The following is a 17,790-nucleotide window of genomic DNA, read 5'->3' on the forward strand; positions in this document are numbered from 1 at the left end:
CCTGATTTATTTTCGTCAGCACAGGCGGGAGGTGAATATCATCAGAGTGCTGCATCACTCCCGCGATCCGCTCAGCCGATCCTTTTTCAGCTGATCCAACGTCAAATCGCCACCAGCCCGCGTACGCCGTCCTGTTCCATATTGCTGCCAGCGCCGCGCTGCACGATGCTGCCGCGCGACATCACCAGATAGCTGTCCGCCAGGTCGGCGGCAAAGTCATAGAACTGCTCCACCAGCAGGATCGCCATATCGCCCTTCGCCGCCAGCTGTTTGATCACCGCGCCGATCTCCTTGATCACCGAAGGCTGGATCCCTTCCGTCGGCTCGTCGAGGATCAGCAGCTGCGGCCGGCAGGCCAGCGCCCGGCCGATCGCCAACTGCTGCTGCTGCCCGCCGGAGAGATCGCCGCCGCGCCGATCCTTCATTTGCCGCAGCACCGGAAACAGTTCATAGATCGGATCCGGCACCGTGCGCGCGGCGGCGCCGGAAAAGCGCGCCAGCCCCATCAGCAAATTTTCCTCCACCGTCAGGCGCGGGAAAATCTCCCGCCCCTGCGGCACATAGGCGATGCCCGCCCGCACCCGCTGATGCGGCTTTTTACCGGTGATGGTTTCGCCCTGCCAACGGACGCTGCCGCTGCGCGCCGGGACCAGCCCCATCAGGCATTTCAGCAGCGTGGTCTTGCCCACACCGTTGCGCCCCAGCAGGCAGGTCACCTCGCCAATGCGCGCCTCGAACGACAGGCCGCGCAGAATGTGGCTGCCGCCGTAATATTGATTCAATTCTTCTACCTGCAGCATGATTACGCCTCCTCAGCGCCCCAGATATACCTCAATCACCCGTTCGTCGGCCTGCACCTGCGCCAGCGATCCTTCCGCCAGCACCTGCCCCTGGTGCAGCACCGTCACGCGATCGGCGATGGTTTCCACAAACCCCATATCGTGCTCCACCACCATCAGCGAATGCTTGCCCGCCAGCTCGCGGAACAGTTCGGCGGTGTAGTCGGTTTCGGCGTCAGTCATGCCGGCCGCCGGCTCGTCGAGCAGCAGCAGGTGCGGCTCCTGCACCAGCAGCATGCCGATCTCGAGAAACTGTTTCTGCCCGTGGGACAACAGCCCGGCGGGCCGGTGGCGTTCATGCCCCAGCCGCAGGGTCTTCAGCATCTCGTCGATGCGGTCGCGCTGTTCGCTGCTCAGGCGGGCGCGCAGGCAGGCCCACACCGACTTGCGGGTTTTCTGCGCGATCTCCAGATTTTCGAACACCGTCAGCGCCTCGAACACCGTCGGTTTTTGAAACTTGCGGCCGATGCCGGCGTGGGCGATCTGCATCGGCGCCAGCCGGGTTAGATCGACGGTCTGATCGTAAAACACCCTGCCGCTGTCCGGCCGGGTCTTGCCGGTGATCACATCCATCAGCGTGGTCTTGCCAGCGCCGTTGGGGCCGATCACGCAGCGCAGTTCGCCGACGCCAATGCGCAGCGACAGATCGGTCAGCGCGCGAAAACCGTCGAAGCTGACGTTGACGTTGTCGAGCTGCAGCACCGGATCGGTTTGCTGCCGGTATTTATCCGCCGGCAGCGGGTGGGTAAACAGCTCGTCGGTCACTTGCATCGCTTTCATGAGGTTTTCCTCCGGCGCAGCAGACCGATCACCCCTTTGGGCAGAAACAGCGTGACGACGATAAACATCAGGCCGAGGAAGAACTGCCAGTATTCGGGAATGGCCATGGTGAACCAGCTCTTGGCGCCGTTGACGATGCCGGCGCCGAGCAGCGGCCCCACCAGCGTGCCGCGCCCGCCGAGCGCCACCCAGATGGCGGCCTCGATCGAGTTGGTCGGCGACATTTCGCCGGGGTTGATGATGCCGACCTGCGGCACATAGAGCGCGCCGGCCAGCCCGCACAGCACCGCCGACAGCGTCCAGACGAACAGCTTGAAGCCCTTCGGATCGTAGCCGCAGAAGGTCAGCCGGTTTTCCGCATCGCGCACCGCAGTCAGCACCCGGCCGAACTTGCTGCGCGCCAGCGCAAAGCCGATGGCCAGGCTGGCGGCCAGCAGCAGCACCGTCGCCAGGAACAGCGCCACCCGCGTGCCGGCGGCGGTGATGGGAAAGCCGAGCAGCGTGGTGAAACCGGTAAAGCCGTTATTGCCGCCGAAGCCGGTTTCGTTGCGAAAGAACAGCAGCATGCCGGCATAGGTCAGCGCCTGGGTCATGATCGAGAAATACACCCCTTTGATTTTCGAGCGGAAGGCGAAGTAGCCGAACAGGAAAGCCAGCAGGCCCGGCACCAGCACGATCAGGCACAGCGCCCAGGCGAAATGCTGGGTGCCGCTCCAGAACCACGGCAGCTCATTCCAGGAGAGGAACGCCATAAACGCCGGCAGCCCGTCGCCCGCCGCCTGCCGCATCAGGTACATGCCCATGGCGTAGCCGCCGAGCGCGAAGAACAGCCCGTGGCCGAGCGACAGCAGCCCGGCATAGCCCCACACCAGATCGAGCGCCACCGCCACCACCGCGTAGCACAGGATCTTGCCCGCCAGCGTCAGGGTATAGGTGGACACCGCCAGCGGATGATCCGCCGGCAACAGCGTCATGAACGGCATCACCAGCAGCACCAGCAACGCCAGCGCGCCGATGCTCAACGCCAGCCGAGGCGCTTTCTGTACGCCGGTTACGGTCAATGGTTGGCTCATCAGTCAATCACCCTGCCCTTGAGGGCGAACAGCCCCTGCGGGCGCTTTTGAATAAACAGAACGATCAGCACCAGGATCAGGATCTTGCCCAGCACGGCGCCGATCTGCGGCTCGAGGATCTTGTTGACAATGCCGAGGCCGAAGGCCGCCGCCACCGTCCCCGCCAGTTGGCCGACGCCGCCGAGCACCACCACCAGGAACGAATCGATGATGTAACCTTGCCCCAGCTCCGGCCCGACGTTGCCCAACTGCGACAGCGCCACCCCGCCGAGCCCGGCGATGCCGGATCCCAACCCGAAGGCCAGCATGTCCACCCGCCCGGTGGGCACGCCGCAGCAGGCCGCCATCGCGCGGTTTTGCGTCACCGCGCGCACGTTCATGCCGAGCCGGGTCTTGTTCAGCAGCAGCCAGGTCAGCGCCAGCACCAACAGCACGAACGCGATCACCGCGATGCGGTTCCACGGCAGCACCAGGTTCGGCAGCAGCTGCACGCCGCCCGACAGCCACGCCGGGTTGGCGACCTCGACGTTCTGCGCGCCGAACAGCACCCGCACCAGTTGGATCAGCACCAGGCTGATGCCCCAGGTGGCCAGCAGGGTTTCCAGCGGCCGGCCATACAGGTGGCGGATCACCGTGCGCTCCAGCAGCATGCCGATCCCAGCGGTGATGGCGAACGCCACCGGCAGCGCCGCCAGCGGGTAGAGCGCCAGCCAGTGCGGCGCAAACTGCTGAAACAGCCCCTGCACCAGGTAAGCGGAATAGGCGCCGAGCATCAGCATTTCGCCGTGCGCCATATTGATGACGCCGAGCAGGCCGTAGGTGATCGCCAGCCCGAGCGCCGCCAGCAGCAGGATCGAGCCGAGCGACAGGCCGCTGAACGCCTGGCCGAGCAGATCGCCGATCATCAGGCGATGTTGCACCCGCTGCAGGCTGCGTTGCGCCTCGGCGCGCACCGCGGCGTCCGGCTCGTGGGCGACGTCGGTCAACGCCTGCAGCCGCGCGCGGGTTTCCGGCTCGCCCGATTCCCCCAGCAGCCGCACCGCATTGAAGCGCACCTGCGGGCTGGCGTCGGTCAATTGCAGGTTCGCCAGCGCAATGCTCAGCGCGTCGCGTACCTGCGGGTCTTTCTCCTGCGCCAACCGCCGGGTCAACAGCGGCAACTGCTCGCCCTGCGCTTCGCGCTGCAGCGCGGTCGCCGCCTGCAGCCGCACCGCCGCGTCCGCGCTGACCAGCCGCTGCGCCGACAACGCGTTGGCAATCAGAATGCGCAGCCGGTTGTTCAGCCACACTTTCTTCAGTTCGCCAACCGGGGCCGCCTCGCCCTCGAGCGGCAGATAGCGATCGCCCTGGCGGATAAAGGCGCGCTTCGCCCCGTCGATCGCCACGGTTTCCTGCTGCAGCCCCTGCAGCAGCGGCAGGCGCGCGGCGTCCGGCTCGGCCGCCCAGGCCTGCAGCAACTTGGCCTGCTGCGCACGGTTGGCCGCCGCAAACTCATCGGCCAGCCCGGCCTGCGCCAGCAGGGGCCAGGCGCACAGCAGCCACAGCCCGACGCGCAGAGAGGATAAAAACGGAGATTGCATCAGCTGCCTCTTCTGTTGGGCCGGCGGGCGTTGGGCCGCGCCGGCGCTGAGTGACGTTACTTGCCGCCTTTCACCGGGTAATCCGGTTTTTTGTCGTTGCCGGCGATATACGGGCTCCACGGCTGCGCGCGCACCGGCGCTTCGGTCTGCCACACCACGTTGAACTGGCCGTTGCCCTCGATCTCGCCGATCATCACCGGCTTGTGCAGGTGGTGATTGGTCTGGTCCATGGTCAGCGTGAAGCCCGACGGCGCGGCGAAGGTTTGCCCGGCCATCGCCGCGCGCACCTTATCGACGTCGGTGGTGCCGGCCTTTTCCACCGCCTGCGCCCACATGTGGAGGCCGACGTAGGTGGCTTCCATCGGATCGTTGGTCACCGCGGTGGCGTAATTCGGCAGGTTGTGCGCCTTGGCGTAGGCTTTCCACTGGCTGACAAACTGCTTGTTGGTCGGGTTATCCAGCGATTCGAAGTAGTTCCAGGCCGCCAGGTTGCCCACCAGCGGTTTGGTGTCGATGCCGCGCAGCTCTTCCTCGCCGACCGAGAAGGCGATCACCGGCACGTCGGTGGCCTTGACGCCCTGGTTGGCCAGCTCTTTGTAGAACGGCACGTTGGAGTCGCCGTTAATGGTGGAGATCACCGCCGTGTTGCCGCCGGCGGCGAATTTTTTGATGTTGGCGACGATGGTCTGGTAATCGCTGTAGCCGAACGGCGTGTAGACCTCTTCGATATCCTTGTCCTGCACGCCTTTGCTGTGCAGGAAGGCGCGCAGGATTTTGTTGGTGGTGCGCGGATAGACGTAATCGGTGCCCAGCAGGAAGAAGCGCTTGGCGCCGCCGCCGTCCTCGCTCAGCAGGTATTCCACCGCCGGGATCGCCTGCTGGTTCGGCGCCGCGCCGGTATAGAACACGTTCGGCGACATCTCTTCGCCTTCGTATTGCACCGGGTAGAACAGCAGCCCGTTCAGCTCCTCAAACACCGGCAGCACCGACTTGCGCGACACCGAAGTCCAGCAGCCGAACACCGCTGCCACCTTATCCTGGCTCAGCAGCTGGCGCGCCTTTTCGGCGAACAGCGGCCAGTTGGAGGCCGGATCCACCACCACCGGCTCCAGCTTTTTGCCGAGCACCCCGCCTTTGGCGTTGATCTCGTCGATGGTCATCAGCGCCACATCCTTCAGCGGCGTCTCGGAAATCGCCATGGTGCCGGAAAGCGAACTCAGAATGCCGACCTTGATGGTGTCGGCGGCCTGCGCGCTCCAGGTCAGGCCCAGGCCGAGCGCGGCGGCGGACAGCGCAAAAGCTTTGATAAAACGACGACGTTGCATAGTTCAAACTCCTGATGTGTGTGAATGAAATCAAAATCGTTACGCCGAGCGCGCCGGCTGCTGGGCCCGCGCCTGGTGCAACATGTGCAGCGTTATTTTTCGTACCTCTGCCTTGCTGACGGCGATATGCTCGCCGAGCAGCGCTTGCGCCGCCCCGCTTTGCCGCTGCAGGATCGCCTGCAAAATGGCGGCGTGTTCGCGGTAGGTGGCGTCCACCCGCGCCTGCTGGGTGAAATCCAGCCGGCGAATGATGCGGATCTTTTCGGTCAGCTCGCGGTGGATGCGCGCCATTTCGCCGTTGCCCGCCGCGGCCACCAACGCCTGGTGAAACTGCTCGTCGTGCTGCGACACCGCCTGGCCGTCCGCCAGACGCGACGCTTCGGTCCAAAAACGGTTCAGCGCCGCCAGCGCGGCCGGCGTTTCCCCGGCCGGCCATTCGCACAGCCGTTTCACCGCCTCTTGTTCCAGCACGATGCGCAGGTCGTACAGCTCTTCGAAGTAGGCAAAATCGAACGGCCGCACCTGCCAGCCGCTGCGAAACAGCACCTCGACATAGCCTTCGCGCTCGAGTCGAAACAGCGCCTGACGCACCGGCGTGCGGCTGGCCGCCATGCGCTGCGCCACGTCGCTTTCGCTGAAGCGATCGCCCGGCAGCAGGCGAAACTCGAAGATGTCGGCCTTGAGCTGCAGATAAATGCGCTCCGCCAGCCCCTCCGGCCGCGCCTTGTGCTCTCCGTTGGTGATTTGCATCCTCGCCCCTCCGTTCAGATCGCTTTTTCCAGCCACAGCAGGGCGTCGCCCGGCCCGACCGGCCGCCCCTGCCGGCAGCTGATGCGTTTGACGATCCCGGCGCGCGGCGCGGTGACCGCCAATTCCATCTTCATCGCCTCGACCACGATCAGCGGCTGCCCGGCCGCCACCGCCTGCCCCGGCTCCACCAGGATCTTCCACACGCTGCCGTTCAGATCGGCGCTGACCAGATCGCCGTCGATCGCGTCTTCTTCAACCGGCGGCAACAGCTGCGCCTCGGCCTCGTCGTCATCGCTGCGCCAGCGCGCCACTTCGGCGTTGAACGCCTGCTGCTGGCGATGCTGGAAGTCGGCGATCGCCCCGGCGTTGTCGGCCAGGAAATCGGTGTAGGCGGCGAAGTCGAATTCGCTCTCTTCGATGCGCACCTGCATGCGCCCTTCGCGGAACGCTTCGCGCTGCTCGTCCAGTTCTTGCTCGCTGACCGGGTAGAAGCGCACCTGATCGAAGAAGCGCAGCAGCCAGGGTTCACCGGCGGTGAACTGCGGGTTTTTGAGGAATTTGTTCCAGATCGGCAGCGTGCGCCCCACCAGCTGGTAACCGCCCGGCGAATCCATGCCGTAGATGCACATGTACATGCCGCCGATGCCGACCGTCCCTTCGGCGGTGTGGGTGCGCGCCGGGTTGTATTTGGAGCTCAGCAGGCGATGGCGCGGATCGAGCGGCACCGCGCAGGGTGCGCCGAGGTAGACGTCTCCCAATCCGAGGATCAGGTAGCTGGCGTCGAACAGGATGTCGCGCACCTGCTCGCGTCGGCTCAGGCCGTTGATGCGCTGAATGAAATCGACGTTGTTCGGCAGCCAGGGCGCCGAGGCGCGCACCGTCTGCTGATAGCGATCGACCGCCCCCAGCGTGGCCGAATCCTCGAACGCCATCGGCAGCCAGACGGTGCGCGTCGGTACCTTCAGGCGGCTGACGTCCCCCAGCGCCCGTTCGCGCGCCAGCAGGCGCTGCAGCAGATCGGCCTGGCTTATCAGCCGGCTGTCGTAGCGGATCTGCAGCGAACGCACGCCCGGCGCCAGCTCCGCCACGCCCGGTATCGCCTCCTGGCGCAGCGACTGCATCAGCAGATGAATGCGCAGCCGCAGCGCCAGATCGAGCACGTTGTCGCCGTACTCCATCAGGATGTAGCCGTCTCCCGCCTGGCGATACGCCACCGCCGGGCGCCCTCCCGCCGCTGGCAGCGCCGCCAGCACCGCGGCGGAAACGGTATCCGCCGGGGCCAGATCCGGCGGCGGCAGGGTGATGGCCTTCACCGCCGCCAGCGCTTCGATGCTGCCGAGCTGCGCCTGTTCCAGCGACTGCGCCTGGCGAAAACCGATCGGATGAAACCGGATGCGGTCGCCCGGCTTCACCTGCCCCACTTTCCACAGCTCGGCCTTGGCGATGGTCACCGGGCAGACGAAGCCGCCGAGGCTCGGCCCGTCGCGGGTCAGGATCACCGGGAAGTCGCCGGTGAAGTTGATCGCGCCGATGGCGTACTCGCAGTCGTGCACGTTGGAAGGATGCAAACCGGCTTCGCCGCCGTCCTCTCTCGCCCACTCGGGCTTCGGCCCCGACAGGCGCACGCCGAGGCGATTGGAGTTGTAATGCACCTGCCAGTCGGTGGCGAAGAAGGCCTCTATCGATTCGGCGGTGAAAAAGTCCGGCGCGCCGTGCGGCCCGTACAGCACGCCGATGTGCCACTGGTCGCCGTAGTGCGGGATCAGGCTGTCGTCCATCGCCTGCGGCGCGGCGATCGGCGCCGGCGTGGTGCTGGCGGCCAATTCCGGTTGAGCGATCGCCAGCATGTCCGCCACGCGCAAGGTGCGCCCGGCGTGGCCGCCGAACTGGCCGAGCGCGAAGGTGGAGCGGCTGCCGAGATACACCGGCACGTCGAAGCCGTTGCGTACCGCCAGATAGGTGCGGCAACCGTGCGTGGCGCGCCCCAGCGTCAGCACCTGCCCGGCCCGCACCGCGATCGGCCGCCAGTAGGCGACCGCTTCACCGTCCAGATCGGCCGGGCAGCTGGCACCCGTCAGCGCGATGGTGGCGTCGCAGTGAAAGCGCAGCGTCGGCCCCTGCAGGGTAAACTCGAGCCCGGCGGCCGCCGGGTGGTTGCCGACGATGCGATTGGCCAGCCGGAACGCGAAGTCGTCCATCGGGCCGGACGGCGGCACGCCGATGTCCCAATAGCCGAGGCGGCCGGGATAATCCTGCACGCTGCTGTAGGTGCCGGGTTGCAGCACTTCGAGGCAGTGCGGCTGGTAATGCAAATCGTCCAGCAGGCGCGTCCAAACGTCGCCGCGCTGAAATTGCGGCGTGGCGATCACCTGCCGCAGATAATCGAGGTTGGTGGCGATGCCGTGCAAACGGGTCACCGCCAGCGCCACGCGCAGTTTTTCCAGCGCCTGCGCGCGGTCAGCGCCGTGTACGATCAGCTTGGCGATCATCGGGTCGTAAAACGCCGAGACTTCGCTGCCGGTCGCCACCCAACCGTCGAGGCGCACGTCGGCGGGGAAGTGCACCTCGGTCAGCACGCCGGGGCTGGGCTGGAAGTTCTTCAGCGGATCTTCGGCGTAGAGGCGCACTTCGATCGCCGCGCCCTGCGGCGCGCGTTGCAACGCCGCCCAATCCAGCGCATCGCCCGCCGCCACCTGCAGCATGCAGGCGATCAGATCCAGGCCGGTGACCATCTCGGTGACCGGGTGCTCGACCTGTAAGCGGGTGTTCACTTCGAGGAAGTAAAACTCGTCGCGCGCGGCGTCGTAAATAAATTCCACGGTGCCGGCGCTGCGGTAATTCACCGATTCGCCCAGCGCCACCGCCGCCCGCTGCAGCGCCTGGCGGGTCGCCGCCGGCAGGTGTGGCGCCGGGGTTTCCTCCACCACTTTTTGGTTGCGGCGCTGCAGCGAGCAGTCGCGCTCGCCGAGCGCCGCCACCCGCCCCTGGCCGTCGCCGAAAATCTGTACCTCGACGTGGCGCGCCCGATCGACGAAGCGTTCGATAAAGGCGCCGGCGTCGCGGAAGAACTGCTCTCCCAGCCGTTTGACGCTGTCGTACGCCTCGCGCAGCGCCGCCTCGTCGTCACAGCGCGTCAGGCCGATGCCGCCGCCGCCGGCGGTGCTTTTCAGCATCACCGGGTAGCCGATGCGCGCGGCGGCGGCAACCGCCTGCTCCACGCTCTCCAGCAAGCCGGTGCCCGGCGTCATCGGCACCCCGGCCAACGCCGCCAGCTCGCGCGCCCGGTGCTTGAGACCGAACTCGCGCATCTGCGCCGCCGTCGGGCCGATAAAGGCGATGCCCGCCGTCTCGCAGGCGTCGGCAAACTCGGCGCTCTCGGACAAAAAGCCGTAGCCGGGGTAGATCGCCTGCGCGCCGGTGGCTGCCGCCGCCGCAAGGATCTTGTCGATGCTCAGGTAGCTGTCGGCGGCCTTGTCGCCGCCGAGCGCCTCCGCCCTGTCGGCTTCGGTGACGTGCGGCGCATTGCGGTCGGCGTCGGAATAAACCGCCACGCTGGTGACGCCCAGGCGTTTCAGGGTGCGAATGGCGCGGCAGGCAATTTCGCCGCGGTTAGCGATCAGTACGGTAGTAAACATGTTCATGCCCCCTTAACGCCGGCGAGATAGTCGCGCCAACCGCCAAACTCGGTAATATCCGTGGCGCCTTCCAGCGCCCAGGCTTCGCAGATAAACCCCTTCACCCGCCGGCCGTCCGCCAGCAGCAGCGTGCCGATACCCAAGGGCGCCGGAATTTCCGCCACAAACTCGCCGAAACGGGCCAGCGGGATGTCCCACAGCTCAAGACGGATCGCCGCTCCCTGCGCCACACGCGCCAGCCCCGGCTTCGGCGGCTCGGTATCGGCCAGCGCGTACAGGCGGTAACAGGGAGCGGTGACGGTTTGCTCAACCCGCACCGCGTCGCGCTGCGTCAGCTGGACGTTGAGCGGCATACCGCTGAGGTGAGCGCCCACTACCGCCAGACGCACGTGTCCCGAAGACGGGGCCGGCGCCGGCTGCGGCGGCAATGCCCGGCCGGTTGCCCCGAGCGGCAAGGCGCTTTGCCGTTGCCAGCGCAGGCCAAACGCCGCCAGCGCCCGGTCATGCCAGGCGGGCGCAATCAGGGTGATGCCCGCCGGCAGCCCGTCTTCGCGCAGCGGCCCCGGCAGCGCCAGCGCGCTCAGATCGGCCAGGTTGGTGAAATTGGTGTAAGTGCCGAACTGAGAATTGAACAGCACCGGCTCCTGCGCCATCTCCGCCAGGGTGCGAATAGTGGGCGCGGTCGGCACCACCAGCGCGTCGAACGGCGCCAGCCGCTGGGCGATCTGCCGCGCCAGCTCGGCACGCAGGTATTCCGCCTTGTAGGCGTCGCAGGCGCTGTAGCCCAGGCCGTTGCCGACGATGCCGCGCACCACCGGGTCGATAGCCTGCGGGCTCGCGTCCAGCACCTGCTCAATCGCCACGGTGCGCTCCGCCACCCAGGGGCCGTAATACAGCTGCTCCGCCAGGGTGCGAAACGGCGCGAAATCGAGGGGCTCCAACGTGGCGCCGCCCGCCTGCAGCTGCGCCAGCGCGCGGTGAAACGCCCGCTCGGCCTGCACGTCACCGAAAAACTCCAGCTGGGCGGGAACGGCAAAACGCGGCGCGGCAGGGATATCCGCCGGCGCGGTATGCGGATCGGGGCGGGAATACGGATCTGCTTCGTCAAAGCCGCTCGCCAGTTCCGCCACCTGCGCGGCATCGGCCACCGTCAGCGCGAAGACCGATACCGTATCGTTCAACCGGCAGGCCGGCACCACGCCGCGGTTGGACAACCGCCCTTTGGTCGGCTTCAGCCCGACGATGTTGTTGAACCCGGCGGGCACGCGCCCCGAACCGGCGGTGTCGGTGCCCAGCGCAAACGGCACCAGGCCGCGCGCCACCACCGAGGCGGAGCCGGAGCTGGAGCCGCCGCTGACGTAGCGGCTGTCGAAGCTGTTGACCACTGCGCCATAGGGTGAGCGGGTGCCCACCAACCCGGTAGCGAACTGGTCGAGGTTGGTTTTACCGAGGGCGATCGCCCCGGCGGCGCGCAGGTTGGCGACCACGGTGGCGTCCGCCGCGGCCTGATAGGTGAACGCAGGGCAGGCGGCGCTGGTCGGCCAGCCGCCGACGTCGATATTGTCTTTGATGGCGAAGGGCACGCCGAACAGCGGCAGGCGGCTGAGATCGCCGGCGACTGCTTCGAGCCTCTGTGCCAGTTGCCGATACTGCCGCTCGCGCTGCGCCGGGGTGGCGAGATACAGCCAGGCGTTGTCGTCTGAATCCAAATCGGCGACCAGCGCTTCGATCGTGGCGCTGACGCTGGCGAGGCGCTCGCCCGCCGGACGGGTTTGATAATGGTGCTGCCATTCACTGAGGGTAAAACCGCACGTTTCAACAGGGTCGCTCATCGGCTGAATTCCATCTGGTACACAAGATGGGATTCAACAGAGCAACCGGCGTGCCAATTTTTAATCTCATGATTTCAATAAATTATAATTAAAACTTATGACGACGACGGCGAACGACCTGCACCAGCGGCGCGCAGCGGGAGAACAAAAAGAGTGCAATAAGGGGATGATGCAGAGGAAAACCGGGGCGACGACGCTCGCCGCCCCGGGAGGGGGATGTGGATCAATACGCAATATGTTGCAGGCCAGGTTGCTACCAATTTTCTAACGCGATCCTTCTCCAGGTATTGGCCGCCGTGCAAACATAAAAGAATGCGGAATCTGCCGACCATTGACCGACTTTACCGGGGGCGGCGGCCGAAGTGGGGACGGCGACTCTGACACCTATGGGATCTCCGTTCACGTTCGCTGAATCATAAATATTCAACACTTTTATGTGGCCAGTGGAGAATTGGTTATTCGGCCCGCCAATAGGATAAGCACCGTTGCCGGCCGGGTAAATGCCATTATCCGCAACCGTTAACTGCTTAGTGTACAACCCGCTCCATTTGAATGAAGGTTGTCCTAAGGCGGTCGCGATATCCTTCTGCGGCGAAAAATCCGCAGGGGAGATGGATACGCCACTGCTGGTCGTATTGTTATTAGCGCCGAGCGTAAACTTAGGTGCAAAACTAATGAAAGAAGCCCCGTCCTGAGCCAACCTGACGCCTGGTTCAAATCCCTGAAGGTTTTTGCCTGGAGGAATGCCGCCAAAGTAATGGTAGTTGGTATTCCCTCCTCTGGCGGCATAGAACAGGTTATCGGATTCACCCTTGATGCCATGAAAAATGACTGGATAAGTGCCAGTGCTGGCTCTGTCCGCCAAGGACCACGGAAGCTGCCTCGGAGCCATATCGGCGATTGCCGCGTTGGCGAATCTTGTCGTATTGCTCATCATGTTATCAAATACAAATGCCGCCGCGATGCCGTTTACCGGCTCTGCCGCCACATTGTAAGTGGTATTACTCACATTATAGAAACCGCCTCGGCATTCAAAAGTGCTTCCATCACTCTGAAGAATGGTTTCACCTTCGCAAGTAAACTGCCCCAAGATGTTATCGGTGTCAGTTCGGGTGAGTTTAATAGCCGTAGCGCCGACGCCGCCGAACAGGTGGATATAGCAGAAACCGTTGTACCACCGCACCCTGTTGGCGTTTCCTCTCAGCTCCAGCCCTACGCCGGCATCCGTATTTGTGCCACCATCGCCCGGATTGCCGGAAACTTTTATCTGACATTGAATTTCGTGGAACCCCACGCCGTGGAAGGAGCTATCCCCGCCATTGCTCTCCATCAATATGTTGGACAGGCCGCGGTGGAACCGGCAAGAGTGAAAACTGACGAACTCGGTAAACGCACCGGCATAGCCGTTCAACAGATGTAGATTCACAAAAAACTTCATAATCAGCAGTCTTTCATGCCGCATGAAGCAGGAACCATTGATCCGATAGCCGGTGCCTGTATATAACGCGCCCTTGGCCGGCGTAATCGTCACGTCGCTGATATATCTGTTGGTATGGATCCCGGAACCGCCTTTCGACTCAAAACACGCATGATCATTAGACGTCGGCTTAAAGAAGAATTTCGTGCTAATCCAATTTTCACCCTCTATCGCAATGCCTTTATCTCCGATGTAGTTTTCTCCCCCTAAATTTAACGTATCCGTAATGTAATAGTTGCCGACAGGAACATAGAGCTTCTTGTAGCCTTGATTAATCGCATAGGCGATAGCCTGTTTAAACGCCTGCGTATCATCCGTCCCAACGCCAGCTGTATCATTCCAATCGCCTTTCGCACCGAACATCTGCGGGGTAATGTGTGCCACGCCTTCATTCGGGAAGGAATATTGAATGAGTCGATTGCCCGTTACCCCAGCAATCGTAGAGAGAATCGGTTTAAAAGCGCAATCCCAGACGTTCTTGCCAATGAGGGTCGTTTCGTCAAATGCCCCGCCTAACTCCAGTGCCCGAGCAGGCGAGGCAAGCTTAATCACATTCCCTTCGATAATGGCGTTTTTCCCATTCAAAAAGCGGATATAACCAAAATCAGAGTCCGTTACCCGATTGCCGGAAAACACCGTGCGGTCGCCATAGAGCTTGATCCACACCTGGCTACTGGTCCATCCGGAGTTGGTTATTTTGTTACCGGTCATCACGCAGCTATTGGCGAACAGGGCGACCTTACAGTTATTGATAATATTACCTGAAAGGGTCGCCTCCGTTGCGGCAATGCCATTGAAGGCCGACGCCGTGGAGGTACCACAGAAATTTAAAAAGTTATCTGCGATAACAGACTCCGCGACAGAAATATCGTTATTGCCGTGATAGTCGATGCCATTCTCAACGGTATCTTCCACGTGATTCCCAATGATTCGGGAATTATTCGTAGGGATTTTGCTGGGGTTATTTACTAAGGAATAGTCTATCTGAATGCCGAACCTTTCGATCGTTTTGATGTAGTTATTAGAGATATTAATGTCACTGATTCCACCCAGCGCGATGCCATAGCTGGTATTAACAATATGGTTATTGGCAACGGTCAGGTTAGTGAATGAATGAGGCGTGCCGGTCACCTCGTTATTCAGCGTCACCCCGCCCCCTCTTTGCGTGTGCCCTGCCCCTGCCGGTTTCGCAGGCTTGTGCCCGTCGTGAATATGATTGTTCACGATTAATATGTCATAAGCCTCTCTGTTCACGCCCGTTTTCAGCAGGATCCCATCACCCTGGTGATTCGTCAGCTCGTTATTCTGGATCGTGATATGGCGACCTCCACGAACCGCGATAGGTTCCTCTCCCAGATCTTTAAGTAAATTGTTCTCAAGGGTAACGGACGTACAGTCAGAAAGGCCCAAAGCATCAGTATGCATACTGATGACGCAATTTCTCACTGTGAAGTTTTCACAACGGGTGAAAGCCATGCCGGTACACGCGCGAGTGGCGTACCACCAAATAGGATCTGCATCTTTCTGAGTCACCTTTCTCGTGATCCTCAGATCTTCTACGATAAAATTCGACTGCTCAACGGTATTAAAAATGTTGATTTGAGGCGTATCGTCATCCAGGTGAATTTCACCACCGCCATAAACATGGCAGTTGCTGGGGATCTGCAAAGGCTGCCAAGCCGTACCCAGCGTCAATCTATAAACATTCGCCATTCTGACCTGCCGTTTTTTTATCGATTTAGCGGCGTCAATAGCCACTTTAGCGAACATGGCGCTGACAGCCTCTCGATCATCGGCCAGACCATCTCCTACGGCACCGAACTGTTCAGGGGTATATTCAGCGAATTCGCCGCCGTCATTGACCTGAACGGCGGTATTTTCTGCGTTGAACTGCTGATCTTCTTTTGACATTTGAGCCATTGAATTACTCCTCTGGATTTGACGTTTCAATCGACATTGAGCGAACCCTAAAAAAGTAACCGGGGGGCGGCCCGTCCACCATCGATGGCGGATGGCTGAGGGCCAGTACAACAACGGCGGGCGGGAGAGCGGCAATAAAAAAGGCGCAACCTTGCGATTGCGCCCGATGTTCGGTGAACGCAGCGCGTTACTCGCCGCGAACGCGCTGCGCCAGCCCTTTGAGGAAGTAGCGCAGCATCTGATCGCCGCACGGGCGGTAGTTCTTGGTGCCTTCTTTGCGGAACAGCGCGCTCAGCTCCGGCTTGGAGATACGGAAGTCCACCGCGGTGAAGATCTGGTGCATATCGGTGTCTTTCAGCTCAAACGCCACGCGCAGCTTTTTCAGCACCAGGTTATTGGTGATCGGCAGCTCAACCGCCGGCGCCGGGAACTTGTCGTCCTTGCCGCGCTTGAAGAACACCAGGCCGTTGAGGAAGTGCGCCATCACTTCGTCCGGGCACTTCTCGTAGCCCGGCTCGCCTTCTTTGATCACGTAAGCATCCATCGCCGACACCGCCACCTCGAAATCGTCCAGTTTGATAATCTCGACCATTTTTGCGTTGTTAATGCTCAGCATATAGCGCACGCTGCGCAGCACGTCGTTGTTCATCATGGGATTGCATTGCCTTATTTGTCTAACGGGGACGTGCGCACATTGCGAAACGAAATGACTGCCACACACCTTGAATGTGCGGCAGTATAGGGATCGGCAAGGGGTTTCTCAATCGATTTGACTTTTTTGCTGATACAGCGGGATGTCTTCGCCGATGATGTACTTGTTGCGCAACATCGACGAGACCTTATCCATGATCATCACCACCACCACCAGGATCAGGGTGATGAACATCACCACGTCCCAGTTCCACAGCCGCATGTTCTCCGCGTATACCAGGCCGATGCCGCCGGCGCCGACGAAGCCCAGCACCGCCGCAGAGCGGGTGTTGGACTCGATCTGGTACAGGCTGAGCGCCAGGAAGGTGGGGAACGATTGGGTGAAGATGCCGTAGCGGTGCTTCTGCAACCCGTTGGCGCCTACCGCCGTCAGGCCACGGCTGGGGGACTTGTCCACCGCCTCGTGCCCTTCGGCGTACAGTTTGCCCAGCAGCCCGACGTCCTGCATCACGATCGCCAACACCCCGGCCAGCGGCCCCATGCCGACGGCGCGCACGAAGATAAGCCCCCAGATCGCCATGTCGATGCCGCGCAGCACGTCCAGCAAGCGGCGCACCAGCACGGAGATCGGCCGCAGCAGCGGCGTCGACATCACGTTGCGCGCGGCGAAGAACGACAGCGGCAGCGCGATCAGCGACGCGGTGATGGTGCCGGCGAACACGATGGCGATGGTGATGCCGATCTGCTGGAAGTAGTACATGAACGGCCAGTTGACGAAGTCGTGCCAGACGAACATGCGCAGGAAATAGCGCCCCAGCTGCTGGCAGCCGTTGATAAACTGCGGCCAGGTAATGCCGAACACCAGGAAGAAGAACACGTAGTACAGCACGATCGCCAATGCTATCAGGCCGACGGTGCGCAGGTAGCGCCCCTGCTGCGCGAAGATCGCCGGATGCTGCTGTTTCAACTGGCGCAGCGTTTCCGCCGAGGCCGGAGTGCCCGCTATCATTTTGCCCCCTCCACCACGCGCTTGCGCAGCTCGCCCGACACGTAGTCGAGCACGGAAACCACCACGATAATCAACAGCAGCGTCATGCTGACCTGATCGTAGCGGTCGAGTTTAATGTTGGTCATCAGCTCCTGGCCGATGCCGCCCGCCCCCACCAGCCCCAAAATGGTCGACTGGCGGAAGTTGATCTCCAGCCGCATGAAGCTGTAGGAAAGAAACACCGGCTTCACCTGCGGCCACAGGCCGAAGCGCATGCGCTGCAGCGGCGTGGCGCCGCAGGCCGCCAGCCCGCGCACCGGTTTGTTGGAGGCGGTTTCGATCGATTCGTAGAACAGCTTGGTCAGGCTGCCGATGGTGTGCAGCGCCAGCGCCAGGAAGCCGGGAATAGCGCCGATGCCGAACGCCATCACGAACATCACCGCCCACGCCAGCTCCGGCATGGTGCGCAAAAACGCCACCAGCGTGCGGATCGCCAGCCGCACCGAGGCCGGGGTATAGGTGTTGCCGGCCGCCAGGAACGCCAGCACGGTCGCCACCAGCACCGAGAAAATGGTCGCCGCCAGCGCCAGCTGCAGGGTCTCCCAGATCAGCGGCAGCTGGATATTCAGGCGGTAACCCCAGTAGGCCAGCGAGCCCTCGGTGCGCCCGTCGGCGAACAGCAGAGGCCAGTGCAGCGTCGGAATGGTTTCGGCCAGGTAGTCGAAGAAGTGCGGAATAGACACCCAAACGGTGTGCAGGTTGAACTCGGCGAGGTTGCCGGCGCCCAGATACAGCGCCACCAGCCCGAGCGACCACAGCAGCGCCTCGCGCTTTTGCTTGCTGCGGATCCGTTGGTAATAGTGTGCGAAATCGGTATTCAAAACAGGTCTTCCATCTTGATGGAACAAGGGGCTCAGCACGCTGAACCCCTTCATTCGGA

At 62.6% G+C, this 17,790-nt stretch carries 12 protein-coding genes; all 12 read right to left on the reverse strand.

The features are described 5' to 3' along the window. Positions 1-101: 101 nt before the first annotated feature. Positions 102-800, reverse strand: a complete 699-nt coding sequence (gene urtE, locus REA38_RS04855) for an urea ABC transporter ATP-binding subunit UrtE (protein WP_033653440.1) — start codon at positions 798-800, stop codon at positions 102-104. 12 nt (positions 801-812) lie between these two features. After that, positions 813-1,619, reverse strand: a complete 807-nt coding sequence (gene urtD, locus REA38_RS04860) for an urea ABC transporter ATP-binding protein UrtD (RefSeq protein WP_015377102.1) — start codon at positions 1,617-1,619, stop codon at positions 813-815. Then, positions 1,616-2,692, reverse strand: coding sequence for an urea ABC transporter permease subunit UrtC (gene urtC, locus REA38_RS04865; RefSeq protein ID WP_041034054.1), 1,077 nt, complete (start codon positions 2,690-2,692; stop codon positions 1,616-1,618). The genes urtD and urtC overlap by 4 nt, the downstream gene beginning before the upstream one ends. Then, on the reverse strand, positions 2,692-4,272 hold the full coding sequence (gene urtB / locus REA38_RS04870; RefSeq protein WP_308885176.1) for an urea ABC transporter permease subunit UrtB: 1,581 nt from the start codon (positions 4,270-4,272) through the stop codon (positions 2,692-2,694). The genes urtC and urtB overlap by 1 nt, the downstream gene beginning before the upstream one ends. Before the next feature lie 56 nt (positions 4,273-4,328). Beyond that, entirely contained in the window at positions 4,329-5,597 is a 1,269-nt protein-coding gene (gene urtA, locus REA38_RS04875) for an urea ABC transporter substrate-binding protein (RefSeq protein WP_197840694.1), read from the reverse strand. Positions 5,598-5,636: 39 nt separating this feature from the next. Continuing rightward, positions 5,637-6,347: a GntR family transcriptional regulator gene (locus REA38_RS04880; RefSeq protein ID WP_308885178.1), complete on the reverse strand. Its 711-nt coding sequence runs from the start codon at positions 6,345-6,347 to the stop codon at positions 5,637-5,639. A gap of 14 nt (positions 6,348-6,361) precedes the next feature. Continuing rightward, entirely contained in the window at positions 6,362-9,982 is a 3,621-nt protein-coding gene (gene uca, locus REA38_RS04885; RefSeq protein ID WP_308885179.1) for an urea carboxylase, read from the reverse strand. 2 nt (positions 9,983-9,984) lie between these two features. Further along, positions 9,985-11,814, reverse strand: coding sequence for an allophanate hydrolase (gene atzF, locus REA38_RS04890; protein ID WP_308885181.1), 1,830 nt, complete (start codon positions 11,812-11,814; stop codon positions 9,985-9,987). A 253-nt stretch (positions 11,815-12,067) separates the two neighbouring features. Beyond that, the gene (locus REA38_RS04895; protein WP_308885183.1) at positions 12,068-15,211 is read right to left on the reverse strand and encodes a right-handed parallel beta-helix repeat-containing protein; all 3,144 of its coding nucleotides are present in this window, start codon (positions 15,209-15,211) and stop codon (positions 12,068-12,070) included. A gap of 187 nt (positions 15,212-15,398) precedes the next feature. Continuing rightward, on the reverse strand, positions 15,399-15,863 hold the full coding sequence (locus REA38_RS04900) for a DUF1456 family protein (protein WP_004939471.1): 465 nt from the start codon (positions 15,861-15,863) through the stop codon (positions 15,399-15,401). Between the two features lie 108 nt (positions 15,864-15,971). After that, positions 15,972-16,871: a phosphonate ABC transporter, permease protein PhnE gene (gene phnE / locus REA38_RS04905; RefSeq protein WP_033637591.1), complete on the reverse strand. Its 900-nt coding sequence runs from the start codon at positions 16,869-16,871 to the stop codon at positions 15,972-15,974. Further along, positions 16,868-17,731 carry a phosphonate ABC transporter, permease protein PhnE gene (gene phnE / locus REA38_RS04910; RefSeq protein WP_033637590.1) on the reverse strand — a complete coding sequence of 288 codons (864 nt, stop codon included), beginning with the start codon at positions 17,729-17,731 and terminating at the stop codon, positions 16,868-16,870. Before phnE (REA38_RS04910) ends, phnE (REA38_RS04905) begins: the two co-directional genes overlap by 4 nt. Positions 17,732-17,790: the final 59 nt, after the last annotated feature.

The sequence above is a fragment of the Serratia sp. MF1(2023) genome, assembly GCF_030954545.1.
GTDB lineage: Bacteria > Pseudomonadota > Gammaproteobacteria > Enterobacterales > Enterobacteriaceae > Serratia > Serratia sarumanii.